The following is a 22,445-nucleotide window of genomic DNA, read 5'->3' as shown; positions in this document are numbered from 1 at the left end:
GTCGAGGGCGTGGGAGCCGCTCCGTTCGTCCTGCCGGACGAGATGGGGTGGCCGCCATGAGAAGCCGCTGCCGTTGCCCAGGCGCGACCGCCTGCACCGGGTGCCTCGCCCACGTTCACGCCGAGCGGTCCTGAGAGTCCGGTTCCACATCCAGGACGGCCTTGCCCGGCACCCGCCGCTCCAGCAGGGCTTGGATCGCCTCGTCGAAGCGCTCCCAGGAGCCCCGCCAGCCGATCTCCGGAGAAAGCCCGCCGTCTGCGACGAAGCCGAGCAGGACGGCCAGGTCGGGGCCGGGCTCGTCGGCGTCGCCGAACGTGCTTGGCCGGACCGGGAGAGTACAGCGAGTACGGCTCGAACACCGCCGGTTCACCGGACGCCCAGCCGATGCTCTGGACGTCCCCGCCCGGGGCGAGGAGCCGCCAGGCGGCGGCCAGTTGCGGGCCGCCCACGGTGTCGAGGATGAGGTCGACCGGACGGTCGATGCCGTCCAGGCCGATCACCACCTGGCGGGCGCCCAGGTCGGCCAGGTCGGCGGTGCGGGCCGCCGAGCCCACCGAGGCGATGACGTGGGCGCCGCCCAGGGCCGCCAGCTGGACCGCATAGCGCCCCACCCCGCCGGCCGCGCCGGTGACCAGCACCCGCCGTCCCAGGATGGGGCGGGTGCGCAGCGCCCGCAGCGCGGTGACGCCGGCCACCGGCAGCGCGGCGGCGTCGGCGAGATCGACCCCATCGGGGACCTCGGCGACGGCGGTGGTGTCCACGGCCATCCGCTGGGCCCACGCTCCGGTGCCCAGCGCCGCGACCCTGGCGCCCACGGACGGCCCGGTGCCGTCCGCCGCGGCCCGCACGACGATTCCGGCGGCGTCGTAGCCGTGCACGGTTCCGGCCGGACGCTGCGCGGCGAAGGTCACCTCACCGCGGTTGAGCGAGATGTGCCGGACTTCGAGCACCAACTGGCCGGGGGCGGGGTCGGGTTCGGGAACCGTGCCGAAGCGCAGGGCGGTCGGGGCGTCGGGATCGACGATGAGCGCGCGCATGGTCATGCGAACTCCTCCGTACTCGGAGCAACTATCCGGACCGCCGGTCCGTATAGCGCACGGTAACATATCCGGACCAACAGTCCGCATTCTTGGAGGCGCTCATGACGGCCGTCCGGCGCACCGAACGCGCCGACGCCGCCCGCAACCGCCGCGCGGTGCTGCAGGCCACCGAACGGCTCCTGGCCGAAGGCGGCGGCGACCACATCTCACTGGACCGCGTCGCCGCCCTCGCCGGCGTCGGCAAGGGCACCGTGTTCCGCCGCTTCGGCAGCCGCGCCGGCCTGCTCCAGGCCCTGTTGGAGGAGAAATCCCGCGAGCTGCGCGAAGCGATCACCAGCGGCCCTCCCCCACTGGGCCCCGGCGCCCCCGCCCGGCAACGGCTGCTGGCCTTCCTGGACCGCCTCGGCGAAATCGCCGAACACAACGCCGTCCTGCTGTCCGCCCACGAACAGGCCTGCGCCGAGGACAAATACAACGACCCCAGCTACCGCTTCTGGCACCGCCACCTGAGCACCCTGCTCGCCGAAGGCCGCCCCGGCTGCGACGCCGACTTCCTGGCCCACGCCCTCCTGGCCGCCTTCGACGGCAACCTGATCCGCCACATAACCCGCCCCGAGGATCCCCGCCGCTTCACCCGCTCCATCCAGCAGATGGCCACAGCCCTGCTCGACCACCCCTGACCGTCTGCCTCCCCGGGCGGTCTGATCGTCGTTCGGCGAGGACCTCTCGCCAGGGTCTCCCCTGGGAGGCTGAGGTCCCCTCGGCTGTGACCCGGCGGGCGCGGGCATGCATCTGCCGGCGTCCTTCGGGATCTCGCACCGAGTCGCAAGCGGAGATCCACCAGCGGCGCACGAAGCCGTCCAGCACCCCGAGGTCGAGGCCGACGCGGACCTCGCCGAGCACCGCCTTGAGCCCGGCGTCGAACGCTTCGCGGTCCTCGGGCACCGTCAAGGCGGCCCGGATGGCGCGCAGATTCTTCTCCGGCCCAGGTGCACGGCCGTGGCCAGAGATGAAGCCATCCGGTCGCACGGCCATCGCGGGCTTCCTCTCACTGCCTGTGAGCCACCAGCGACCTGCCGACACGTACCGGGTCGGTGGGGAGAAGAGTTCGCACCCGATCGCTGCCTCAACGGCCGCTCTTATGCCACTGGAGGCGGAGGCGGGCACCGGCATCTGCACCCCGCGCGGCTCGCCCCGGACGTCCACAGCCCGAGATCCACAGGCAGCCCCACCTGCCCGTATCGCGTCCACGGTACTGGCGATGGACTGCCCGGACCGTCCGCCGCGCCACTCACGTCCTCGCCCATCAACGGTTTCAGAACTCGTCGAGGCCGCCGACCTGGCCGATGGTGAAGATGTGGCGGTTGGCCGAGCAGATCGTCTCAAGGGTGTGGATCGGCGTTCCCTCACTGGAGTAGGACGCACGGAGGATCTGGACGACCCACTCGCCGGGATCGAGTTGCAAAGTGTCGGCCTCAAAACGGGTGGCCGGACGGGCGGTCAGGGTCTCCTCTGCGTGCCCGAAGGTATAGCCGAGTGCCTGGATCGCCGACTGCAAGGAGGGCTTGATGAAGTCCGGTTCGGCGATGCGAGTCCCTCCGAAGAGGTCGTTGCGGAAGAAGGACGTGGCGATGCGGACGGGCACGTCGTTGGCGGTCATCATCTTGCGGCGGGCGATGACCTCGTCCCCCGGCTGAATGCGCAGGCAGGCGGCGACGTGCTCGGTGGCCTCCTCAAGGCCGACATAAAGCATCTTGCGTCCGGCCGTGATGCCCTGCCTCTCGGCCTCCGTCAGGAACAACGAGGCCGAACCGCGGGTGGCCGGATCGGTGGGCAGCGCCCGCTGCACGATCACCGGCGGTCGCTGACCGACCGGCGGCGCCGGAGCCTTGGCCGCCGGCCCCTTGCGCATCTGGGAAACCCGGCCCGGCGTGACGCCGAGCGCCTTGGCGATCTCTTCGAGGGTGTAGCCGGCCTCCCTGGCCTCGGCGATGGCGCCGCGCCGGATCCGTGCGGCCTCTTCGGCGATTCCCTGCTGCTCGGTCATCGCCCGAGTGATCGCCCGCGCCCTCTCAATCGGGTCTGCGATGGCGGCCATATCGCGAAGCGTCCTCAAGTCCATGGACGAAGTCTCTGCCGCTCCGGTGAAGAGCGGCAGCCCTTGACGTGTTCGAACCGCCTTACCCCGGCGCCTGGCGGCGGGCGGTCTCCCAACACCGGGTCACCGCCTCGAACTCTCCCTGATCATGCGCGGTGCTTCCGTTGCACGCCTGATGAACGGGATTGATTCGGGAGAGCGCAGCACGGCGGCAGCGACCTCTCCAAAGGCAACGCCGGAGAGGGACGCCGCCTGCCGACCCGTATCAGTGCAGGTCGTGCCGTCCCGTCTTGACTGAGGAGATGAACGCCCGCCACTCGTCCGGGCCGAACCCGAGGACCGGGCCGTCCGGGTTCCTGAAGTCCCGCGCCGGCACCACCGCCCGGCCCGAGGCGACCTCCACGCAGTTGCCTTCTTGGGTGCTGCGGCTGCTCTTGCGCCACTGAATGCGGGAGAAGTCCACTACGGACCCGCGCCCCTCACTCATACCGCCCCCCTTTCCGTTAGTGATCGTCCCGGCGGCGGCCTGCTACAGGCGGGCCGTCGGGTCCATGGTCGGGGTGGGGCCACTTGGCCGACTCGTCGCGTTCCAGGCGGGAGACCTCTTCCATACGGTCGGACGGGATGATCACCTGGGTGACTTCCAGAGCGTTTCCGTCCTTGGCCGAATAGCCGATGCGGACGATCTCCCAGACCGGCAGGGAGACCGGGATCTGCAGCAAGGCGGCCTCCTGCTGGTCGGGCATCCGGGCGCGGCGGCGCTCCAGCCACTCGATCGGGCCGTGCCCGGCCTCTTCCAGGCGGTCGATCCAGGCGCCCGGGCCGGTGCCATAGGGGTCCTTCACCAGCGGGGCATCTGCAACCCCTCGGGGATGGATCCAGGTAGTGCTGATCTGGAAGGGCGGTTCGCCCGGCGGGCCGGTGACCCGGCGACGGCAGCAGATGGTGGCGCCGACCTCGACGTTGAGCATGTGGGCGAGCCGGGCGTCCGTCAGGGGCTCTTCGGTGACGGTGGGCTCGATGTGATGGATCCACAGCTCGTCGCCCTGCGCGGCCGGGAAGCTGTAGCCGCCGGCGGCGGGCTTGCCGTCCACGACATGCCGGGTGTTGCGGCGCACGATGTTGGTGCGCAGGATCACCCGGCGCTTGGCCGGCCGGACGACCGTTCCACGCCGCGGCACCGCCCACAGCCGTCCTTCGTCCTCCAGAACGCTGATGGCTCGCGCCACGGCGTTGCGGGAGACCCCGTACTCCCTGGCGAGGTCGGCGTGCCGGGGCAGCCTCTCGCCCGGTGCCCATTCGCCGTTCTGGATGCGTTTGCGCAAGTTGTCGGCGATTTCTCGATACCGAATCACCGCCACGAGCCCTCCCTGAATGAAGATGTGCAGCGCATCTGTCGCGTGCAGGACGGGCGATAGCGAGCCGGGAGGGTGCAGTGCGGCGGCGGGCGTCCTCCCCGAAGGCGATGTCAGTGAGGGGGATGCGCCCGCCGCCGACGTATCAGCGCAGGTCGTGTCGTCCGGACTTGATCGAGGACAGGAATGCCCGCCACTCATTCCGGCTGAAGGCGAGGACCGGGCCGTGGGGGTTCTTGGAATCGCGGGCCAGCACCATCGCCTCGCTTGGGGCGACCTCGACGCACGAACCGTTGTTGGCGCTGGCGCTCGCCTTGCGCCAGGGGAGGTTGAAGAGGTCCACGTGGCCACCTCCGCTTCTTACGAAGCATCCATTTCTTGAATTATGCGACCGATCAGGGCCCGTGACTCGTCAGGGCTGATGGCTCTTGCCCTCAGTTGATCAAAGAGCTGGGTGTAGTCATCGACCTCATCAAGGTTTTCCAAGTAGATACTGCCCCGCCGGTAATCGATGTACACGACGTCCGGGTCGTAGCGCTCCGGGAAGGACAGAATCTCGAAGGCGCCGTGCATCGACGGATGGGCGCCCGCCGAGAAGGGGAGCACCTGGATGGTGATGCCGGGTTGCCGGGACAGGTCGATCAGGTGTTTCAGTTGCTGTTGCATTGTGGCGACGCCGCCGACGTGGCGGCGCAGCGCGCCTTCGTTCTGGATGATCCACAGTTTGGGGCGGTCCGGCTCCTCCAGGAGCTTTTGTCGCCGCATGCGGACCTCTAGGCGGCGTTCGCCTTCCGCGGGGCCGACCGTGTCGTCGGCCGTGAGGACGGCGCGGGCATAGTCTTCGGTCTGCAGCAAGCCGAAGATCACTTCTGGCTGGTAGCTGCGGATCTCGGCGACCTCTTCTTCAAGGCCGACATAGGTTTCGAACCAGGTGGGGATGGCGTCCTCTCCGACTTTCTGCCACCAGCCGCGCTGGCGGCTCTGCCGGGCGAGGGTTACCAGCATCTCGGTGTGCGCCTCATCAAGTCCATAGAACCGGCATAGCGCCATGATGTCGGCGACCTTCGGGGCGTGAGCGGCCGCCTCGATTCGGCTGACGGTGGCCGGAGCGATATCGGCGTATCTTGCCGCCTCCTCGCGGGTCTTCCCGGCTTCCTTGCGCAGCTTGCGCATCTCTGCGGCAAGCCGCCTCCTGCGCACCGTGGGGCTGGTCCGTCTTGTCACTCCGACCTCCCGTCCGAACGAAATATCCGTTTCTGAACGGACAGTTTTTGAGCGAGTTCACTTCATGGCGTTTACAGAACGAGCTCGCTCATGCACACTGCGAACATAGCGCCAATCACGCGGTGTGTTCGAGTGATTGCAGAACCTCGTCGTGGGTTCGTCAGGTCGGGAAGGGGCCAAGCGATGCCGCAGGCGACATCACCGCAGGTCGTGCGGTTTCGGTTGCTGTGCGGGCTGTGTTATCGGCTGCAGGAGTGCGGATGTGAGTCCGTGCTGCTGTGGCCGATCCCGGGGGAGGCCGTGTTGCGGGTGCTCTACCCGGGGCAGTCCGGCAGGTGGCTGAGCGTGGCGGCGGTCGAATGCCGGGGGGCGTGGATGTTCGCCTTCGGGCCGTGCGTCACCGGTGCCGATGACCTGCGTGCCGCCGCGGCCCGCATCGCCCGGCTGGTGGGCGTCAAATGAGCTGGATTCCGTTGGGGGCTCGTACCGTTCCGGCGGATCCCGCGTGTGTTCGTCCGGTTCGCCGCTGGCTGGCGGGTTTGCTGGCCGGGCGTTCCCCCTGCGTTCGTGAGATCACCGACGATGCGGTGCTGTTGCTGTCGGAGACGCTGACCAACGCCGTCCGCTACGGCAGCGGCCCCACCGTCACCTGCAGCGTGGCGCTGTTGCCGGACGCCCTTCACATCGAGGTCACCAACCGGGCCGGGGCCACCCTGCCGCATTTCGTCCACGACGCCGATGCCGAGCACGGTCGTGGCCTGCCGATCCTGGACGCCCTGGCCCGGGCCTGGGGATACCGCGTCCTGCTACAGGACCACCTGAGCGTGTGGTGTGAGATCGAGACCGGGCGCGGCCGTTGAGGACGGGCGGTCAGGCGGCGCGGCGGCGGGCGATCTCGTAGAGGGCGATGCCGGCGGCGACGCCGGCGTTGAGGGACTCGGCCCGGCCGGGCATGGGGATGGTGGCCAGCATGTCGCAGGTCTCGGCGACCAGGCGGCTGAGGCCCTTGCCCTCGGAGCCCACCACCAGCACCAGGGGGCCGTCGGCGATCTCCAGGTCGGCGACGGTGATGGCGCCGCGGGAGTCCAACCCGGCCACGAAGCAGCCGGCCTGCTGGTAGGCCTTCAGCTGGCGGGTCAGGTTGGTGGTCTGGGCGACCGGCAGATTGGCCAACGTGCCCGCCGAGGACTTCCAGGTGCCGGCCGTCACCCCGGCCGAGCGGCGCTCGGGGATCACCACGCCGTTGGCGCCGAACGCCGCGGCCGAGCGCACGATGGCGCCCAGGTTGCGCGGGTCGGTGATGCCGTCGCAGGCCACGATCAGCGGCGGGGTGCCGCGCTGAAGCAGCTCCTCGGGGTCGGCGTACCGGTAGGGGCGGACCTGCAGGGCGATGCCCTGGTGGACGGCGCCGTCGGTGAGGCGGTCCAGTTCGCTGCGCCCGGCCTGCAGCAGGGGAATGCCCCGGTCACCGGCGATCTTGACCGCCTCGCGGATCCGCTCGTCGGTGTCGGACACCACATACAGCGCCTTGCCGGGCACGCCCGCGCGCAGCGCCTCCACCACCGGGTTGCGGCCCACCACCAGTTCGGGGGCGTCGGGCCCGTTCGCCCGCCGGGTGCCCGCCGGACGGGCCGGGCTTTCGGCGCCCTGGGCCAGGGCGCGCGGCCCGAGGGTGCGGGTGCCGGTGCGGGCGGCGTTCTTGGCGGCCCGGGCGGCCTGCCGGCGGGCGTACCAGTGCCGGTCCTCGGCCTTGGGAGTGAAGCTGGGCCCCTTCTTACGGCGCTTGGCCATGCCGAAAATCCTCCGAAAATCCCCTGGAATCCCGGGGCGGCGACTGGCGGCCCGGCCCCCGCAACGAACTCCTCATTCTAGGCGGCCTCGGCGATCGCTCCGGCCGCGGCCGAGCGGCACGGCCTCCCGCCACACCACGGTGAACCGATGCGGCCCGCCCCGAACGTCGCCCTCCGGACGGCTTCCGCCCGTCCGGGCGACAAGACGTCAGTCGCGCTTGAGTTCCCAGCGCGGGCCGTGCGGGGTGTCCTCCACCACGATGCCGGCGGCGGCCAGGCTGTCGCGGATCTCGTCGGCGGCGGCGTAGTCCTTGCGGGCGCGGGCCGCCTGACGCTGCTCCAACGCCACCTTGACCAGGGCGTCCACCACCGGGCGCAGGTCGGAGCCGCGGTCGTCGGCCCACGGCTCGGCCAGCGGGTCCAGCCCCAGCACGCCCATCATCCCCCGCACCGACGCCAGGCGCCGGGCCACCTCGGCCCGGTCCCCGGAGGCCAGGGCGCTGTTGCCGTCCCGGACGGTCTCGTGCAGCACCGCCAGGGCCTGCGGCACGCCCAGGTCGTCGTTCATCGCGGCGGTGAACGCCTCCGGCAGCTCGGCGGCCGGCTCCCCGGCCCCCACCAGCTCGGCGGCGCGGGTGACGAAGCCCTCGATGCGCTGGTAGGCGGTGACGGCCTCGGCCAGGGAGCCGTCGGTGTAGTCCATCAGCGACCGGTAGTGCGCCGAGGCCAGGTAGTAGCGCACCTCCACCGGACGGGCCTTCTCCAGCAGGTCGGTCAGCAGCACCACGTTGCCGATCGACTTGCTCATCTTCACCCCGTCCACGGTGAGCAGCCCGTTGTGCAGCCAGTAGCGGGCGAAACCGTCACCGGCCGCCTGGGACTGGGCCCGCTCGTTCTCGTGGTGCGGGAAGATCAGGTCCACTCCGCCGCCGTGGATGTCGAAGGTCGGCCCCAGGTACTTGGTGGACATCACCGAGCACTCCAGGTGCCAGCCGGGCCGGCCCTCCCCCCAGGGGGTCTCCCAGCTCGGCTCGCCGGGCTTGGCGCCCTTCCACAGCGCGAAGTCGCGGGGGTCGCGTTTGGCGTCCTCGTTGGGGGTGTCGCCGGCCGGGCGCATGTGCTCCAGCCGCTGGTGGGACAGCTCGCCGTAATGCTCGGCCCAGGAGTTGACGTCGAAGTAGACGTCCCCGGCGGCGGTGTAGGCGTGCCCGGCCTCCAGCAGCCGGCGGATCAGCACGATCATCTCCGGCACGTGGCCGGTGGCGCGCGGCTCGACGGTGGGCGGCAGGCAGCCCAGCAGCTCATAGCCGCGGGTGAAGATCCGCTGGTTGGCCTCGGCCAGCGCGAACCAGGGCACGCCGCGTTCGGCCGCCGCTGCGATGATCTTGTCGTCCACGTCGGTGACGTTGCGGACGAACGTCACCTCATAGCCCAGGTGCCGCAGCCAGCGCAGCAGCACGTCGTAGATCACGCCCGAGCGCAAGTGCCCGATGTGCGGTTCGGCCTGCGGGGTCGCGCCGCACACGTACATCCCCACCCGGCCCTCGTGCAGGGGCTCGAACGGGCGGACGGTACGGGTGCCGGTGTCGTACAGGTGCAGGCTCACGCAGTCAAGGTTATTGGATGGCCGGGTGCTCCCGGCGCGTTTCACCGTCCCTGCGGGGCCTTGGGGGCGGTCTTGGCCCACCGGCACAGCTCCACGAACACCAGGGCGTTGGGGACGAGCCCGGTCTCGGCGGTCAGCCGCGTGCCGGTGTCCAGGCGCTGCACGTACACCATGCCGTGGCCGAGCCCGGCCTGCCCGATCGCCTCCCACGGCGCCGTCTTGCCGTTCTTGCTCACGCCGGTCCGGTCCACGGTGAACGGGCCGAACCGCACCGGGCGTCCCGCCTGGAACTCGGCCCGGGCCCTGGGCAGTTCCCGCTGGGCGATCTCGGCCATGATCACCTCGCCGAGCTCGCGCACTCCCGGCAGCACCTCGCTCAAGACGAACTCGCCGTCGCCGTCGGCGACGGTGAAGCTCCAGCGGGGGCGCCCGTCCCGGCCCGGCCGCGCCGTCGCGGTCACGCTGCGCAGCTCGTCGAAGCGGTGGACGCAGGTGCGGCGCGGCGCCAGGCGCACCAGGCCGTCTTCGAACACGAAGACCGCCTGCCCGCGGCCGCGCAGCGCGCCGTCGCGCACGATCCACCACAGGCCGCTCAGGTAGGCGGCCGCCAGCAGCGCCCCGCCCACGCCCATCCAGCGCGGCCCTTCGACCAGGTAGAACAGGGCCGACAGCACCAGCAGCACGCCCGGCGGCGCCAGCAGCGCCAGCCAGATGACCGCCCTCCGGAACTCCGGGCGGGCGTCGAACGACCGGACCGGCTCGCCCAGCCGCCGCGATTCGGCCAGATCGAGCACAGGCCGGGGAAACTGCGCAGACGCCACGGGAAAACGCCTACCCCGCCCGTCTGGAACGAATCCCCCACCAGGCCCTTTTCGATCTGTGGTGACCGCAGTCACCGGGCGGCGGTTCGGGCACGGCCCGCCCCAGACCGCCGCCCGGCGGGGTTCAGCCGGTCACGACAGCCGCGCCCAGCTCCAGGCGTACTCGGGGTCCTCGCAGCGGGCCGCCGCCGGGCCCAGCAGCAGGGGGCGGAAGGTGTCGACCATGACGGCGGTCTCGCTGGTGGCGGTGTGCCCGGCCCGCATCGCCTCGATGACCGCCTCCACCGCGCCGGGCGCCGGACCGTGGGTGAAGCCGGCCGGGTGCAGGGAGATCGAGCCGATGCCGATGCCCGTGCCGCGGCGGGCCGAGTAGTCGCCGCCCACATAGAACATCAGCTCGTCGGAGTCGACGTTGTGGTGGTTGTAAGGGATCGGCACCGCCTGCTCGTGGAAGTCCAGGGGACGCGGGCAGAACGAGCAGATCACAAAGTTCGGCCCTTCGAAGGTCTGGTGCACCGGCGGCGGCGCGTGGATGCTCTTCACCACCGGTTCGAAGTCGGCGATGTTGAAGGCGTACGGGTACAGGTAGCCGTCCCAGCCCACCACGTCGAACGGGTGGTGCAGGTAGGTCAGGCGGCTGAGCCCGGCGCGGGTGCGCACGATCACCGGGACCTCCTCGCCGTCGGCCAGCAGCGGTTCGGTGGGGGCGCGCAGGTCCCGTTCGCTGTAGGGGGCGTGCTCCAGGAACTGCCCGTACTGCGACAGGTAGCGCCGGGGCGGCCGCACGTGCCCGCGCGCCTCGATCACCAGGGCGCGCAAGGTCTCCTCGCCGGTGGGGACCCAGCGGTGAATGGTGCCGGTGGGGATGACCACGTAGTCGCCGGAGGTGACCTCCAGCGCCCCGTAGGTGGACTCCAGCCGGGCCGCGCCGGTCTGCACGTAGACCACCTCGTCGCCCACCGAGTTGCGGTACAGCTCGCCGGGCCCGCTCGCCGGGTCCACCGCGGCGAAGGAGATCCGCACGTCCTCGTTGCCCGCCAGCAGCTGCCGCCCCAGCAGCAGATCGCCGCCGACCGGCAGGTCCTGGGTGCGGTAGGCGCGGGGACGCAGCGGATGGTTCGGCTCCAGCGGCCCCTCGCCGGCGCCCTCGGGCATCTCTTCGCTCTTGAGGATCGCCGTGGGAGCGTGCCGGTGGTACAGCAGGGAGGAGTGCGAGGAGAAGCCCTCCTCCCCCATCAGTTCCTCTGCGTACAGGCCGCCGTCCGGCCTGCGGAACTGCACGTGACGCTTGCGGGGGATCTCCCCCACGACCCGGTAATACGGCATCGTCGCCTCCTGGCCAGGAACGCCCTTTTGGGGTGTGTGACCCACGTTACGCCTGTCCACGGTTGTGTTCCCGGTGCGGCGCTCGCAGATCTCGTGCCCTCCGCCCGCTCTCCCGCCGCAGGCCCCGGGCCGGGGCGATCGCAGACGGCCTTCGCCGCCCGGAGTTCGCGTGTCGTGGAGGTAGGGGCGACGATCACCAGCAAGATAGGAATGACCTTCTCTAGATGAGGTCATGATTGCCCAAAGTGACCGCCCGTTACCCCGACAGACCCTGAAAAGAGTTCCATGGCCCCCGATCACAGCAGCGCGGCTCCGTCCTCCGGCGCAGCCGGGTCCCCTCCAGCGAACGCCCCCGGCGGGCGAACACCGCAACGGGTGCTGACCGCGCTGGCCGGGCTGGGAGTGATCGCCTCACTCGGCGGGGCGTTCGTGCTCACCTATGACGACCTGCGCGTGCTGGCGCTGGCCGGCGGGGCCGCCCCGCGCTGGGCCCCGCTGTACCCGGTGCTGGTGGACGTGCTGATCACGGTCACCGTGCTGGCGCTGGTGGTGGCGCGGCACGCCCGCTGGTGGACGCGCTGGATCCGGTGGGCGCTGCTGCTGGCGGTGGTGGCGGGCGCGGCGGCGGCCGCCGTGCAGCGGGCGGTCAAGGGGTATGAGCCGCTGCCGGACGATGCGCTCAAAGCGGGAGTGGCCGTCGCCCCCTACGTGATGCTCATCGTCGTGGTCTGGCTGTGGCTGGCCATGTTCCGGCAGATCCACCGGACGGCCCCGCCCGCCCCGGCCCCGCCGCCGGCCGAGCCGGTCACCGGGCCGGTGGAGGCCGCTCCCACGCAGACCGCCGAGGTGGAGACCGCCCCGGTGGAGGCGGCGGCTCCCCCGCTCGCGCTTGCGGCGGCCCGCTCCGACGAGGCCTGGCTGTTCGGCGGCGCCGACGACGACCGGCGGGCGGACGAGGAGCACACCGCCCCTCACCCCCTGCCGCAGGACACTCCGCAGAACTTCGAGGGCGATGCGGCGCCGGACTCCTTCCAGCCGGCCCGGCAGTCCGCCCCGCCGCTGAACCTGGACAAACCCGCCGCATCGTTCCCCGCAGACGCCCCGCCCCTGTACTCGCCGCCGCCCTTCGACGACGAGCCGGACTGGCGGCCGCCGCTGCCCGAGCAGGGCGGGGAGGTGGACGTGGACGACGACCCGACTCCGCCCGGCGAGCAGCCCGCCCCCGCTCTGCTGCCCACGGACGTGGAGCTGGTCGGCTCCGGGAACCGGCCGAAGCCGGAGGTCAAGCCCGCCCCGACCACCCGTCCCGACATCGTCATGCCCTCGGCGGAGGAGCTGGCGGCCGCCGCCGCCGAGACCGGTGAGGAGGCCGGGTCCGCACCGGCCGACCGGGCCGAGGACCCCGACGGCGGCGATGCCGAACCGTCCCCGCCGTCCGGCAACCTCCGCAGCTCGCCGACCCCGCCGCGGGAGTGACCGGACGCGCGCTCGCGACGGCTCCTCCGGGAAGAGGCGTGAACGGCGGTGCGTGGGGGCGGTCCCGGAGCGGGTAGGCACCGGGGTGTGAGGCCCCTGCTTGAGCGGATCGTCGACGATGCGGCGTTGTTCCCACCCGCCCGCAAACCGATGGAGCCGGCGCTTGCGGCCTACCGCGAGGCGGCCGGGCACCCGGTGGTGGGACGGTTCCTGTGCCCGGCGTCCCGGATAGCGGAGCTGCGCCGGCTGCTGATCCCCGAAGACCTGCTCGATCTGGGGCTCGTCGCCGACACCGCCCTGGAAGACCTGCCGGCGGCACTGGAGGCCGCCAGAAGGGAGCCGCGGGTGCGGTTGCGGTCGGTGCGGGTCGGCCTGGCCCCCGGCGCCGACCAGGCGCGGGCCGCGGCGGTGGCGGTCGCCCGGCTGCCCGCCGACCTGCCCTGCCTGATCGTGCAGATCAGGCAGACCCCCGGCTGGCGGGAGGCGCTGGACCGGCTGGCCGCCGCCCGCGGCAGCGGCGCCCGCCTGGCCGCCGAGTTCCGCGTCGGCGGCCCATGGGGCGATGACGTCCCGGGCGGCGGGGAGGCCGACGGAGAATACGCGCCGTCCCCGGCCCAGGTGGCGGCGTTCATGACGGCCTGCGCCGAACGGGGACTGCCGTTCACGTGCATGGCCGGGGAGTATCACACCGTCCGGCGGGTGGATCCCGCGACCGGGGCGGCCCGTCACGGGTTCCTCAACCTCCTGGTGGCGGCCTGCCGGGCCCGCAGTGACCCGTCCGATCCCACCGCGGTCGCCGAGGCGGTGGCCTCGGCCGATAGGGCCGCGCTGGCGGCGGAGGCGGCGGGCGCGGACGGGCGTGCCGTCCGGAGGCTGTTTGTCGCCTTCGGCTGCTGCGACATCGACACGCCCCGCGCAGAGCTGATCAAATTCGGGCCGGTGGGGGAAGATACCGTGGCATGACCGACGTTCCCTGGGTCTCGATCCCCGCCGGCAGCGGTTTCGGCATCGAGAACCTCCCCTACGGGGTGTTCTCCCTGCCGGGAGAGCTTCCCCGGGTGGGGGTCGCCATCGGCAACCACGTCCTGGACCTGGCCGGGCTCGCCGCGGAAGGGCTGGTGGACGACCGGCGCTGGTTCGCCTCCGGGTCGCTCAACGGGTTCATGGCCGCCGGCCGCGCCGCCTGGGAGGCCAACCGCGCCCGGATCATCGAGCTGCTCACCATCGAGACCTACCGGGAGCGGGTGGAGCCCCACCTGATCCCGCTCGACCAGGTCGAGCTGGCCCGGCCATTCGACGTGGCCGACTATGTGGACTTCTACTCCTCCATTCACCACGCGGCCAACGTCGGCCGGATCTTCCGGCCGCACGCCGACCCGCTGCCGCCCAACTGGCGGCACCTGCCGGTCGGCTACCACGGCCGCGCCGGGACGGTGCAGGTGTCGGGCACCCCGGTCTACCGGCCCTGGGGCCAGCGGCGGGAGACGCCCGAGCAGGAGCCCTCCTATGGTCCTTCGCGGCGGCTGGACTTCGAGGCCGAGATCGGTTTCGTGGCCGGGATGCCGTCCGCGCCCGGCCACCCGCTGCCCACCTCGGCCTTCCGGGACCACATCTTCGGGTTCGTCCTGGTGAACGACTGGAGCGCCCGCGACATCCAGGCCTGGGAGTCCCAGCCGCTGGGGCCGTTTTTGAGCAAGTCGTTCGCCACCTCGATCTCTCCCTGGGTGGTGCCGGTGGCCGCGCTGGAGGCCGCTCGCGTCGCCCCGCCCACCCAGGACCCGCCGGTGCTGCCCTACCTGCGCTGCGACGAGCCGTGGGGGCTGGATGTGACCGTGGAGATCCTGCTGAACGGGCAGGTGATCTCCCGTCCGCCGTTCGCGTCGATGTACTGGACCTCGCCCCAGCAGCTGGCGCACGCCACGGTGGGCGGGGCTCCGCTGCGCACCGGTGACCTGTTCGCCTCCGGCACGGTGTCCGGCCCCGAACGCGACCAGCGGGGCTGCCTGCTGGAGCTGACCTGGGGCGGCACCGAGCCGATCGAGCTGGCCGACGGCACCCGCCGCACCTTCCTGGAGGACGGGGACACCGTCACCATCCGCGCCTTCGCCCCCACCGCCGGCGGCGGCCGGCTGTCGCTGGGGGAGGTGACGGGGACGGTGCATCCCTCCCCGGCCTTCCCGTCCGAGGTCCCCGGGGCGATCCTGGGTTCCGCCGGGACGCCTGAGACGTGACATCCCTCCCAGGACGGAGCGAAGCGGAGTAGTTCCCCCTCGACCGGGGAGGATCCTCGGTGATCCGATCCGGTCGAGGGACAGGGGGAGGGCACATGCGCATCGGCAACATCTACCGCCCGACCGTCATCGGCTGCCGGCCGGGTGAGCGGCTGGCCGATGCGGCCCGGCGGATGGCCGAGGAGAAGGTCGGGGCGCTGCCGCTGCTCGACGGCGACCGGGTCATCGGGATCATCACCGAACGAGACCTGGTGACCGCGATGGCCGACGCCGTCGACCCGGACGCCACCGACGTCGCCTCGTACGCCACCGACACGGTGCAGACCGCCGACGTCAACGAGGACTCCCAGCAGGTGGCCCGGCGGATGCTGGAGGCGGGCATCCGTCACCTGCCGGTGCGGGAGGGCGGCCGCATGGTCGGCATGGTGTCGATGCGCGACCTGCTCGCCCTGGAGACGTGGATGAGCTGAGCCGCCCGCCTCAAGGGGAGCCGCCCTCTCCGGTGCCGGGCGTGACAATTCAGGCCCGGCACAGGCCGGTTCGCGTGCCCGAAGGGGTCAAAGGCCCGCCGGTGGGCACACCGGGCAGGCCTTATCGCGCCTCGTCTACTCGGGATTCCTGCTCAAGGGCACGACGAACCGCGGGCGGGACCGCCTTGTGCCGGGCAGGCGTCAGGCGGTGGTGGGCACGACAAGGGCCGTGGCGATGGCGGCCAGGCCCTCGCCGCGGCCGGTCAGGCCGAGGCCGTCGGTGGTGGTGGCCGACAGGCTGACCGGGGCGCCGCCCAGGGCCTCGCTGAGGACCTTCTCGGCCTCGGCGCGACGGCGGCCGATCTTCGGGCGGTTGCCGATCACCTGGATGGCCACGTTGCCGATGGCGTAGCCGTGTTCGGTGAGCAGGCGCGCCACCTCGGCGAGCAGCTCGGTGCCCGAGGCGCCGCGCCAGCGCGGGTCGGCGGTGCCGAAGACCGCGCCGAGGTCACCGAGCCCGGCGGCCGACAGCAGGGCGTCACAGGCCGCGTGCGCGGCCACGTCGCCGTCGGAGTGGCCGGTCAGCCCATCGCCCTCATCGGGCCAGAGCAGACCGGCCACCCACAGCGGACGTCCCGAACCGAACGGGTGGACGTCGGTCCCGACGCCCACCCGTGGTAGCCGTACGCCCAAAGTCAGCCGGCGAGAACCTCGTCGAGGAGGGCCTCGGCCTTGTCCTCGTTGGTCTTCTCGGCCAGGGCGAGCTCGCTGACCAGGATCTGCCGGGCCTTGGCCAGCATCCGCTTCTCACCCGCCGACAGACCGCGTTCCTTGTCGCGGCGCCACAGGTCGCGGACCACCTCGGCGACCTTGTTGACGTCGCCGGAGGCGAGCTTCTCAAGGTTGGCCTTGTACCGCCGCGACCAGTTGGTGGGCTCTTCGGTGTAGGGTGCACGCAGCACCTCGAACACCTTCTCAAGACCCTCCTGGCCCACGACGTCGCGGACGCCGACTTCCTCGACGTTCTCGACGGGCACCCGCACTGTCAGGTCGCCCTTGTCGACCTTCAAGACCAGGTAGGTCTTATCCTCACCTTTGATGGTGCGAGTCTCGATGGCTTCGATCCGAGCAGCCCCATGGTGGGGGTAGACGACGGTGTCGCCGACCGTGAAAGTCATGTGACAAGTACCCCTTCCGCTATCCCCAAGGATATCACGGTACCGGCGGTGGGCGCAGCGACCTTCCGGACAAATCCGCAGGTCAACCCACTAATTGGGGTCTTGACAAACGCCCCGAACAGCCTCTTGGAGCGCGTTTTCCCGGGTCGGAGGCGCTCTTTCGGCAGGTAGCGAAGCCGGGAACGAACCCTTCCAAGCCCATAGCAGATCCCCATCACGGGCGTGTCGCGCCATACCGGGGCAGGAGCTCATACTCCCGGACGCCCCGGGGACACTCGACTTCGAACGCACGGCGATGGGCGGATCCCTTTCCAGGACGTACAGGGTCATACTGGAAGGTGAGCCCGCCTGACCGCCGGGTGAACCCCCCGTCAACCCCCGACCCGGTGCTCGGCGGTGCGGAATGCGAGGTGCGGCGTGAGGCCAGACGGCGATCCCGAGCACGACGATTACGGCCTGCCCCGGATCGATGTGGTGATTCCCGACGACGCCCGGGAACTGGAACGCGACCTGATCGCCTACCGCCGGGAGATGCGCCGCAAACGCCGTCAGGAGAGGCTGCGCCGGCTGCTGGGGCCGCTGGGGCGTTTCGGGATCGCCGCGCCCCTGCTGGCCGGGGCGCTGGTCGTGGCGCTGCTCAGCGTGGTCCTGCTGACCACCCTGGGTCCCCGGCCCGTGCCGCGGGCGTCCGTGGGCCCGGTGGCCACCGCCCCCTCCGCCGCGCCCGGCCGGGTCGGCGGGGTGCTGCCGTCCGGCACGGTCACCGTGATCGCCGGGGCCGAGCGCCGGCAGATCCCGGTGCTGCAGCTGCGCTCGGGGGTGATCGGCATCGTCCCGCCCGGGTGCGACTGCGGCGCGGTGGTGGCCGGGCTGGCCAGGGCCGCCCGCGCCCACATGGTCCGGTTCTGGCTGGTCGCCGACCGGCGGCGGGCGACCGTCCCCGCCCCGCAGTCCCTCCGGCAGTTGCGGGAGCTGGCCGGCAAGTCCCACGACGGCACGCCGGAGCTGATCGAAGATCCCCAGCAGGTGCTCGCCACCGCCTACGGCCCGCCCCCCGGCACCGACGGCGGACGCCTGACGGCGGTGCTGGTGCACACCGACGGGGTGGTGGGGGAGGTCATCCACGACCCGGTGCCCGACGCCGCGCTGATGGACCGGATCGGCCGGCTCACCTCCCCGGGCGGGCGCACGCCCACCGGCTGAGCCGGGCGCGTCCGGCTCCACCGCGACACCGCTGAGCGGTCCGCGCCAAGCCCCGGCCACGCCGCCGGAAGGGGTTCGGTGCACCCCCGTGGGCAGCCCTGGGCTCCCCCTCGCTACTCTTCCTCTGGCGAAAGACGCGCGCCTTGAGCGGCAAGGCCCGACCAGAGCCCGCGCATCGTTCCACTGTTCCTTTGGCAAGGAGATCGTTGCTGTGATCCGCAACAGCCGCCGCGTGTTCGCGCTCACCGTCGCGGGTGCCATCGCCCTTGCACCGGTGCTGTCCGGCTGCGCGGCCGGTCACACGCCGCAGACGGCCATGCCCACCCAGCTGACCGAGGGCGTGAACGTGTCGGTTCCCCAGGACGCCAAGGTGGCGCAGATCGATATCCGCAACATGTTCGTGCTCGGCCCGGCGCCGGGTTCGACCGCGGCCGCGGGCTCGGCGGTCCCGCTGTACGCCACCTTGATCAACCAGGTGCAGGGGAAGGCCGACCGGCTGGTGGAGGTGAGCTCGCCGGCCTTCCGCCAGGCCCAGATCGCCGGTGGCGGCATCGCGCTGCCGGCCGCCGGTCCCGAGGGCGGCACGGCCGTGCGGTTGATCGCCGAGGGCCAGCAGATGCCGCCGGTCGTGCTGCAGGGGCTGACCAGCCCGCTGATCGGCGGGGAGACCATCCGGCTGACGTTGCGCTTTGAGCAGGCCGGCTCGATCACGGTGCCGGTGCCGGTGGTGCCCTGGCAGCAGGAGTTCGCCACCTACTCCCCCGTGCCGACCGCGCCCGCTCCCTCCCCCACCGGGGCCGAGACCGCCACCGCGTCGCCGACGGCGGACACCGAGACTCCGGAGGCGACCCCGACCGTGCCGAGCGCCTCGCCGAGCTGACGGGCGAGCGCACGCCGCAAGCCTCGAAAAAGGCCGGTCACCTCGCCGGTGACCGGCCTTTTCGGTGAGCTGAGGCTTTTTCAGGGCTCGAACTTGTAGCCCAGGCCGCGCACGGTGACGATGTAGCGCGGCGAGGACGGAACCGGCTCGATCTTGGCGCGCAGGCGCTTGATGTGGACGTCCAGCGTCTTGGTGTCGCCCACGTAGTCGGCGCCCCACACCCGGTCGATCAGCTGCATCCGGGTCAGCACCCGCCCGGCGTTGCGCAGCAGGACCTCCAGCAGCTCGAACTCCTTCAACGGCAGCTGGACGGCCTCGCCGTCGACGGTGACCACGTGCCGCTCGACGTCCATGCGGACGGGGCCGGCCTCCAGGACGGACGGCGGGGGCTCTTCGGCGTCGCCGCGGCGGCGCAGCACGGCGCGCATGCGGGCGATCAGCTCGCGGGTGGAAAAGGGCTTGGTGACATAGTCGTCGGCGCCCAGCTCCAGGCCGACCACCTTGTCCACCTCGCTGTCCTTGGCGGTCAGCATGATCACCGGCACGTTGGAGCGGGCGCGCAGCTCCCGGCACACCTCGGTGCCCGGCAGGCCCGGCAGCATCAGGTCCAGCAGCACCAGGTCGGCGCCGTTGCGGTCGAAGATCTCCAGCGCGTCCGGGCCGGTGGAGGCGACCGCCACCTCAAAGCCCTCCTTGCGGAGGTTGTAGGACAGCGCGTCGCTGAACGACTCTTCGTCTTCCACGACGAGCACACGAGTCACGGTGCGGCCTCCCGGGCGTTGCTTCGCTGTGAATCGGCTGCGGGCTCCGCGGTATCGCGCGGGGCGATCGAGGACTGGTCGGGACGGCTGTCGCCGCGCAGCAGCGGCAGCCGCAGTGTGAAGGTCGATCCGGACCCCTCCTTGCTCCATACGGTGATCTCGCCGCCGTGCTTGGTGGTCACATGCTTGACGATGGCCAGCCCCAGTCCGGTTCCCCCGGTCTGCCGGGAGCGGGCCGGATCGACCCGGTAGAAGCGTTCGAAGATCCGCTCGATCTCGGCCTGCGGGATGCCGATGCCCTGGTCGGTCACGCTGATCTCGACATGGTCGGGGTCGGCCTGGCGGGTGGCGATCACCACCCGGGTGCGCTCGGGGCTGTAGGCCACCGCGTTGTCGATGAGGTTGCGCAGCGCGGTGATCAGCAGTTCCTCGTCGCCGCGGACCTTGAGCCCGCTGGGGCCGGCCACGGTCAGCTCGATGCCCTTGGCCTCGGCCTTGATCTGGCAGCGGTCCACGGCCTCGGCGACCACGTCGTCCACCGCCACCCGGTGCAGCTCGCTCAGCGGCTCATCGCCCTGCACCCGCGACAGCGTCATCAGGTCCTGCACCAGGTTGCTCAGCCGCATCGACTCGTGCTGCATGCGGATCGAGAAGCGGCGCACCGCCTCCGGGTCGTCGGCGGCGCTCTCCACGGTCTCGGCCAGCAGCGACAGCGCGCCGACGGGGGTCTTCAGCTCGTGGCTGACGTTGGCGACGAAGTCGCGGCGGATGGCCTCCACCCGGCGCACCTCGGTGAGGTCCTCGGCCAGCACCAGCACCAGCCCGTGGGTGCCCAGCGGGGCGACCCGGACGGCGAACCAGCGTCCCTCGGCGCGGGCCCGGCCGCGTGAGGGACGCACCTGGATCTCGGTCTCGCGGATCTCCCCGTCCCGGCGCACCAGGCGGGCCATCGTCAGCAGCTCCTCCACCTCCAGGCGGTCGCCGCTGACCAGGCCGAAGGCGCGGGCCGCGGAGCTGGCGCGCAGCACCCGGTCCTCGGCGTCGAGCACCACCGCCGACGAGCGCAGCACGCTGAGCACCGAGGCCACGCCCGCCGGCAGCGTCCGGCCCGGTGTGGCGGCCGGCGGCGCGGCCTGCCGGGCGCGTTCGCTCGCCCGCACGGCCAGCCCGGCGGCCAGGCCGACCGCAAGGCCGGCCAGGGCGGCCAGCGCCGCGGCGACGAATTCCAGCTCCACATTTGGGATCGTAGGTCCCGATCGGGGCGTTCTTGCACCAGGTGCCCGTCATGGGAGGGCACGTTCGCCCAAAGTTCACCTCTTCATCCGGGACCGTTCACCGCCGCCGCCCATCCTGTGCGCTGGACCTTTCCGCCTCTTGACAGCAAGCGGGGACCTTACTCAATTGCGCGATGTCTACCACGAAGAACTCGACGGCATCTCCGACAAGCTGGTGGAGATGACCCGGCTGGTCCGCTCGGCCATGACCCGGGCGACCACGGCGCTGCTGGACGCCGATCTGCCCCTGGCGGAACAGGTGATCAGCGGGGACGAGCAGATCAACCAGCTCGACGCCGAGATCGAGGAGACCGTCTTCGATCTGATGGCCCGCCAGCAGCCGGTGGCGGGCGATCTGCGGACGTTGATCACCTCGCTGCGGATGAGCGGCGACCTGGAGCGGATGGGCGATCTGGCGGTGCACCTCGCCAAGACCGCCCGCCGAAGGCACCCCGACCCGGCGGTGCCGCCGCAGGTGTCGGTGATCGTGCTGGAGATGGGGCATGTCGCCGAGCGCATGGCCGCCAAGGCCGGCAGCGTGATCGCCTCCCGGGACGTGGCGATGGCCCTGGAGCTGGACGGCGACGACGACGCCATGGACCGGCTGCACCGCAAGCTGTTCGACGTCCTGCTGTCGCCCAAGTGGCGGCACGGGGTCGAGCCGGCGGTGGACATCACGCTGGCGGGGCGTTACTTCGAGCGCTTCGCCGACCATGCGGTGCACGTCGCCGAGAACATGGTCTACCTGGTCACCGGGCAGCGCCCAGAAGAGATCGCCTAGGCGTGCGATGCAGCGCGAACGCCCGGCGGCCCTCCGGTGAAGGGCCGCCGGGCGTTCGATCGTCTCATGCCCGCCTGCGGGCGCCGTTACTTCTTGCCGCTGCGGCCGGCCTTCTTGTCGTCCTTCTTATCGGCCTTCTTGTCGTTCTTCTTGTCGGCCTTGGCGCCGTCGCCGGCGGGGGCGGCGCCCTGGTTCTTGACGGCCTCGATGGCGGCCTTGGCGGCGGCCGGGTCCAGGTACTCGCCGCCGCGCTTGAGCGGGGCGAAGTCGTCGTCGAGCTCGTAGACCAGCGGGATGCCGGTGGGGATGTTCAGCTCGGCGATGTCGGTGTCGGAGATGTCGTCCAGGTGCTTGACCAGGGCGCGCAGCGAGTTGCCGTGCGCGACGACCAGCACGGTCTTGCCGGCGGCCAGGTCCGGCACGATCGCGTCGTACCAGTAGGGCAGCAGCCGGTCCACCACGTCGGCCAGGCACTCGGTGCGCGGGATCAGCTCCGAGGGCAGGTGGGCGTACTTGAGGTCGTTGACCTGCGAGAGCGGGTCGTCGTCGGGGATCGGCGGGGGCGGGGTGTCATAGGAGCGCCGCCAGATCTTGAACTGCTCCTCGCCGTACTTCTCGCGGGTCTGGGCCTTGTTCTTGCCCTGCAGGGCGCCGTAGTGCCGCTCGTTGAGCCGCCAGGACCGGCGCACCGGGATCCACAGCAGGTCGGCGACGTCCAGGGCGATGTTGGCGGTGCGGATCGCCCGCTTGAGCACCGAGGTGTGCACCACGTCGGGGGTGATGTCGGCGTCCAGCAGCAGGTCGCCGCCGTTGGTCGCCTCGCTTTCGCCCTTGGCGGACAGGTCCACGTCCACCCACCCGGTGAACAGGCCCTCCGCGTTCCACACGCTTTCGCCATGCCGCAGCAAAACCAGCGTCGCCATGGGGGCCA

The 22,445-nt window shown here is 71.5% G+C and carries 26 protein-coding genes and 1 pseudogene; 10 read left to right on the top strand and 17 right to left on the bottom strand.

All coding sequences use genetic code 11. The features are described 5' to 3' along the window. Nucleotides 1-115: 115 nt before the first annotated feature. Nucleotides 116-370, bottom strand: coding sequence for a hypothetical protein (locus BUE48_RS03585; RefSeq protein WP_286988826.1), 255 nt, complete (start codon nucleotides 368-370; stop codon nucleotides 116-118). A 28-nt stretch (nucleotides 371-398) separates the two neighbouring features. Further along, nucleotides 399-767: pseudogene (locus tag BUE48_RS03580) on the bottom strand (zinc-binding dehydrogenase); the annotation flags it as partial. Nucleotides 768-1,141: 374 nt separating this feature from the next. Here BUE48_RS03580 and BUE48_RS03575 point away from each other — a divergent pair. Further along, nucleotides 1,142-1,720, top strand: a complete 579-nt coding sequence (locus BUE48_RS03575; RefSeq protein WP_286988824.1) for a TetR/AcrR family transcriptional regulator — start codon at nucleotides 1,142-1,144, stop codon at nucleotides 1,718-1,720. On the opposite strand, the gene BUE48_RS03570 is transcribed toward BUE48_RS03575, so the two are convergent. The 6 genes from BUE48_RS03570 to BUE48_RS03545 form a co-directional block, all read right to left on the bottom strand. Continuing rightward, nucleotides 1,671-2,075, bottom strand: coding sequence for a DUF6247 family protein (locus BUE48_RS03570; protein WP_286988823.1), 405 nt, complete (start codon nucleotides 2,073-2,075; stop codon nucleotides 1,671-1,673). The two genes, BUE48_RS03575 and BUE48_RS03570, sit on opposite strands and share 50 nt — an antisense overlap. Before the next feature lie 280 nt (nucleotides 2,076-2,355). Then, a complete protein-coding gene (locus BUE48_RS03565; RefSeq protein WP_245536966.1) occupies nucleotides 2,356-3,087 on the bottom strand; it encodes a UTRA domain-containing protein in 732 nt (243 codons plus the stop codon). 316 nt (nucleotides 3,088-3,403) lie between these two features. Then, a complete protein-coding gene (locus BUE48_RS03560; protein WP_012851095.1) occupies nucleotides 3,404-3,625 on the bottom strand; it encodes a DUF397 domain-containing protein in 222 nt (73 codons plus the stop codon). A 16-nt stretch (nucleotides 3,626-3,641) separates the two neighbouring features. Continuing rightward, nucleotides 3,642-4,499 (bottom strand): GntR family transcriptional regulator, encoded by an 858-nt coding sequence (locus tag BUE48_RS03555; RefSeq protein WP_286988821.1) that lies wholly within the window; start codon nucleotides 4,497-4,499, stop codon nucleotides 3,642-3,644. Between the two features lie 139 nt (nucleotides 4,500-4,638). After that, on the bottom strand, nucleotides 4,639-4,836 hold the full coding sequence (locus tag BUE48_RS03550; RefSeq protein ID WP_012851093.1) for a DUF397 domain-containing protein: 198 nt from the start codon (nucleotides 4,834-4,836) through the stop codon (nucleotides 4,639-4,641). 17 nt (nucleotides 4,837-4,853) lie between these two features. Then, nucleotides 4,854-5,693 carry a helix-turn-helix domain-containing protein gene (locus BUE48_RS03545; RefSeq protein WP_286988962.1) on the bottom strand — a complete coding sequence of 280 codons (840 nt, stop codon included), beginning with the start codon at nucleotides 5,691-5,693 and terminating at the stop codon, nucleotides 4,854-4,856. A gap of 207 nt (nucleotides 5,694-5,900) precedes the next feature. Between BUE48_RS03545 and BUE48_RS03540 the strand changes: the two genes are divergently transcribed. Together BUE48_RS03540 and BUE48_RS03535 are read left to right on the top strand one after the other, a co-directional pair. Beyond that, nucleotides 5,901-6,179, top strand: a complete 279-nt coding sequence (locus tag BUE48_RS03540; protein ID WP_286988819.1) for a hypothetical protein — start codon at nucleotides 5,901-5,903, stop codon at nucleotides 6,177-6,179. Next, nucleotides 6,176-6,577 (top strand): ATP-binding protein, encoded by a 402-nt coding sequence (locus tag BUE48_RS03535; RefSeq protein WP_012851090.1) that lies wholly within the window; start codon nucleotides 6,176-6,178, stop codon nucleotides 6,575-6,577. The genes BUE48_RS03540 and BUE48_RS03535 overlap by 4 nt, the downstream gene beginning before the upstream one ends. 10 nt (nucleotides 6,578-6,587) lie before the next feature. On the opposite strand, the gene rlmB is transcribed toward BUE48_RS03535, so the two are convergent. The 4 genes from rlmB to BUE48_RS03515 all read right to left on the bottom strand — a co-directional run bounded on the left by rlmB (nucleotide 6,588) and on the right by BUE48_RS03515 (nucleotide 11,260). Continuing rightward, nucleotides 6,588-7,508, bottom strand: a complete 921-nt coding sequence (gene rlmB, locus BUE48_RS03530; protein WP_012851089.1) for a 23S rRNA (guanosine(2251)-2'-O)-methyltransferase RlmB — start codon at nucleotides 7,506-7,508, stop codon at nucleotides 6,588-6,590. Between the two features lie 207 nt (nucleotides 7,509-7,715). Continuing rightward, a complete protein-coding gene (cysS, locus tag BUE48_RS03525) occupies nucleotides 7,716-9,113 on the bottom strand; it encodes a cysteine--tRNA ligase (RefSeq protein ID WP_286988815.1) in 1,398 nt (465 codons plus the stop codon). A 41-nt stretch (nucleotides 9,114-9,154) separates the two neighbouring features. Then, a complete protein-coding gene (locus tag BUE48_RS03520) occupies nucleotides 9,155-9,934 on the bottom strand; it encodes a DUF6585 family protein (protein ID WP_286988813.1) in 780 nt (259 codons plus the stop codon). A 132-nt stretch (nucleotides 9,935-10,066) separates the two neighbouring features. Beyond that, nucleotides 10,067-11,260 (bottom strand): homogentisate 1,2-dioxygenase, encoded by a 1,194-nt coding sequence (locus BUE48_RS03515; protein WP_012851086.1) that lies wholly within the window; start codon nucleotides 11,258-11,260, stop codon nucleotides 10,067-10,069. 375 nt (nucleotides 11,261-11,635) lie between these two features. On the opposite strand from BUE48_RS03515, the gene BUE48_RS03510 reads away from it, so the two are divergent. The 4 genes from BUE48_RS03510 (at nucleotide 11,636) to BUE48_RS03495 (ending at nucleotide 15,437) form a co-directional block, all read left to right on the top strand. Beyond that, the gene (locus BUE48_RS03510; RefSeq protein WP_286988811.1) at nucleotides 11,636-12,736 is read left to right on the top strand and encodes a DUF2637 domain-containing protein; all 1,101 of its coding nucleotides are present in this window, start codon (nucleotides 11,636-11,638) and stop codon (nucleotides 12,734-12,736) included. 87 nt (nucleotides 12,737-12,823) lie between these two features. Then, a complete protein-coding gene (locus BUE48_RS03505) occupies nucleotides 12,824-13,699 on the top strand; it encodes a hypothetical protein (protein ID WP_286988809.1) in 876 nt (291 codons plus the stop codon). Continuing rightward, a complete protein-coding gene (fahA, locus tag BUE48_RS03500) occupies nucleotides 13,696-14,967 on the top strand; it encodes a fumarylacetoacetase (protein WP_012851083.1) in 1,272 nt (423 codons plus the stop codon). The genes BUE48_RS03505 and fahA overlap by 4 nt, the downstream gene beginning before the upstream one ends. Before the next feature lie 95 nt (nucleotides 14,968-15,062). Continuing rightward, on the top strand, nucleotides 15,063-15,437 hold the full coding sequence (locus BUE48_RS03495) for a CBS domain-containing protein (RefSeq protein ID WP_012851082.1): 375 nt from the start codon (nucleotides 15,063-15,065) through the stop codon (nucleotides 15,435-15,437). 201 nt (nucleotides 15,438-15,638) lie between these two features. Here the strand turns inward: BUE48_RS03495 and ispF are convergent, their stop codons facing one another. Then, on the bottom strand, nucleotides 15,639-16,109 hold the full coding sequence (ispF, locus tag BUE48_RS03490) for a 2-C-methyl-D-erythritol 2,4-cyclodiphosphate synthase (protein ID WP_012851081.1): 471 nt from the start codon (nucleotides 16,107-16,109) through the stop codon (nucleotides 15,639-15,641). Nucleotides 16,110-16,132: 23 nt separating this feature from the next. Next, complete coding sequence (locus BUE48_RS03485; RefSeq protein WP_012851080.1) at nucleotides 16,133-16,615, bottom strand: CarD family transcriptional regulator; 483 nt, start codon at nucleotides 16,613-16,615, stop codon at nucleotides 16,133-16,135. Nucleotides 16,616-17,032: 417 nt separating this feature from the next. On the opposite strand from BUE48_RS03485, the gene BUE48_RS03480 reads away from it, so the two are divergent. Continuing rightward, on the top strand, nucleotides 17,033-17,818 hold the full coding sequence (locus BUE48_RS03480; RefSeq protein WP_012851079.1) for a hypothetical protein: 786 nt from the start codon (nucleotides 17,033-17,035) through the stop codon (nucleotides 17,816-17,818). Between the two features lie 211 nt (nucleotides 17,819-18,029). Further along, nucleotides 18,030-18,698, top strand: a complete 669-nt coding sequence (locus BUE48_RS03475) for a copper chaperone PCu(A)C (RefSeq protein WP_012851078.1) — start codon at nucleotides 18,030-18,032, stop codon at nucleotides 18,696-18,698. An 80-nt stretch (nucleotides 18,699-18,778) separates the two neighbouring features. On the opposite strand, the gene BUE48_RS03470 is transcribed toward BUE48_RS03475, so the two are convergent. Both BUE48_RS03470 and BUE48_RS03465 read right to left on the bottom strand, forming a co-directional pair. Further along, complete coding sequence (locus BUE48_RS03470) at nucleotides 18,779-19,450, bottom strand: winged helix-turn-helix domain-containing protein (RefSeq protein WP_483754779.1); 672 nt, start codon at nucleotides 19,448-19,450, stop codon at nucleotides 18,779-18,781. A 5-nt stretch (nucleotides 19,451-19,455) separates the two neighbouring features. Next, nucleotides 19,456-20,694, bottom strand: a complete 1,239-nt coding sequence (locus tag BUE48_RS03465) for a sensor histidine kinase (RefSeq protein ID WP_012851076.1) — start codon at nucleotides 20,692-20,694, stop codon at nucleotides 19,456-19,458. Nucleotides 20,695-20,860: 166 nt separating this feature from the next. Between BUE48_RS03465 and phoU the strand changes: the two genes are divergently transcribed. After that, nucleotides 20,861-21,514 carry a phosphate signaling complex protein PhoU gene (gene phoU, locus BUE48_RS03460; RefSeq protein WP_012851075.1) on the top strand — a complete coding sequence of 218 codons (654 nt, stop codon included), beginning with the start codon at nucleotides 20,861-20,863 and terminating at the stop codon, nucleotides 21,512-21,514. Nucleotides 21,515-21,600: 86 nt separating this feature from the next. On the opposite strand, the gene BUE48_RS03455 is transcribed toward phoU, so the two are convergent. Beyond that, nucleotides 21,601-22,437, bottom strand: coding sequence for a phosphoglyceromutase (locus BUE48_RS03455; RefSeq protein WP_286988806.1), 837 nt, complete (start codon nucleotides 22,435-22,437; stop codon nucleotides 21,601-21,603). Nucleotides 22,438-22,445: the final 8 nt, after the last annotated feature.

It is taken from the genome of Thermomonospora sp. CIF 1, from assembly GCF_001896795.1.
In the GTDB taxonomy this organism is placed as follows: domain Bacteria; phylum Actinomycetota; class Actinomycetes; order Streptosporangiales; family Streptosporangiaceae; genus Thermomonospora; species Thermomonospora curvata.
The sequence above is the reverse complement of the archived record's forward strand: the minus strand, read 5'-3'. Positions and strand labels throughout refer to the sequence as shown.

Coding starts and splice junctions, on each gene's coding strand:
- BUE48_RS03575 (WP_286988824.1), top strand. CDS start 1,142: ATGACGGCCGTCCGGCGCACCGAACGCGCCGACGCCGCCCGCAACCGC.
- BUE48_RS03570 (WP_286988823.1), bottom strand. CDS start 2,075: ATGGCCGTGCGACCGGATGGCTTCATCTCTGGCCACGGCCGTGCACCT.
- BUE48_RS03565 (WP_245536966.1), bottom strand. CDS start 3,087: ATGACCGAGCAGCAGGGAATCGCCGAAGAGGCCGCACGGATCCGGCGC.
- BUE48_RS03560 (WP_012851095.1), bottom strand. CDS start 3,625: ATGAGTGAGGGGCGCGGGTCCGTAGTGGACTTCTCCCGCATTCAGTGG.
- BUE48_RS03540 (WP_286988819.1), top strand. CDS start 5,901: ATGCCGCAGGCGACATCACCGCAGGTCGTGCGGTTTCGGTTGCTGTGC.
- BUE48_RS03535 (WP_012851090.1), top strand. CDS start 6,176: ATGAGCTGGATTCCGTTGGGGGCTCGTACCGTTCCGGCGGATCCCGCG.
- rlmB (WP_012851089.1), bottom strand. CDS start 7,508: ATGGCCAAGCGCCGTAAGAAGGGGCCCAGCTTCACTCCCAAGGCCGAG.
- BUE48_RS03515 (WP_012851086.1), bottom strand. CDS start 11,260: ATGCCGTATTACCGGGTCGTGGGGGAGATCCCCCGCAAGCGTCACGTG.
- fahA (WP_012851083.1), top strand. CDS start 13,696: ATGACCGACGTTCCCTGGGTCTCGATCCCCGCCGGCAGCGGTTTCGGC.
- BUE48_RS03495 (WP_012851082.1), top strand. CDS start 15,063: ATGCGCATCGGCAACATCTACCGCCCGACCGTCATCGGCTGCCGGCCG.
- BUE48_RS03485 (WP_012851080.1), bottom strand. CDS start 16,615: ATGACTTTCACGGTCGGCGACACCGTCGTCTACCCCCACCATGGGGCT.
- BUE48_RS03455 (WP_286988806.1), bottom strand. CDS start 22,437: ATGGCGACGCTGGTTTTGCTGCGGCATGGCGAAAGCGTGTGGAACGCG.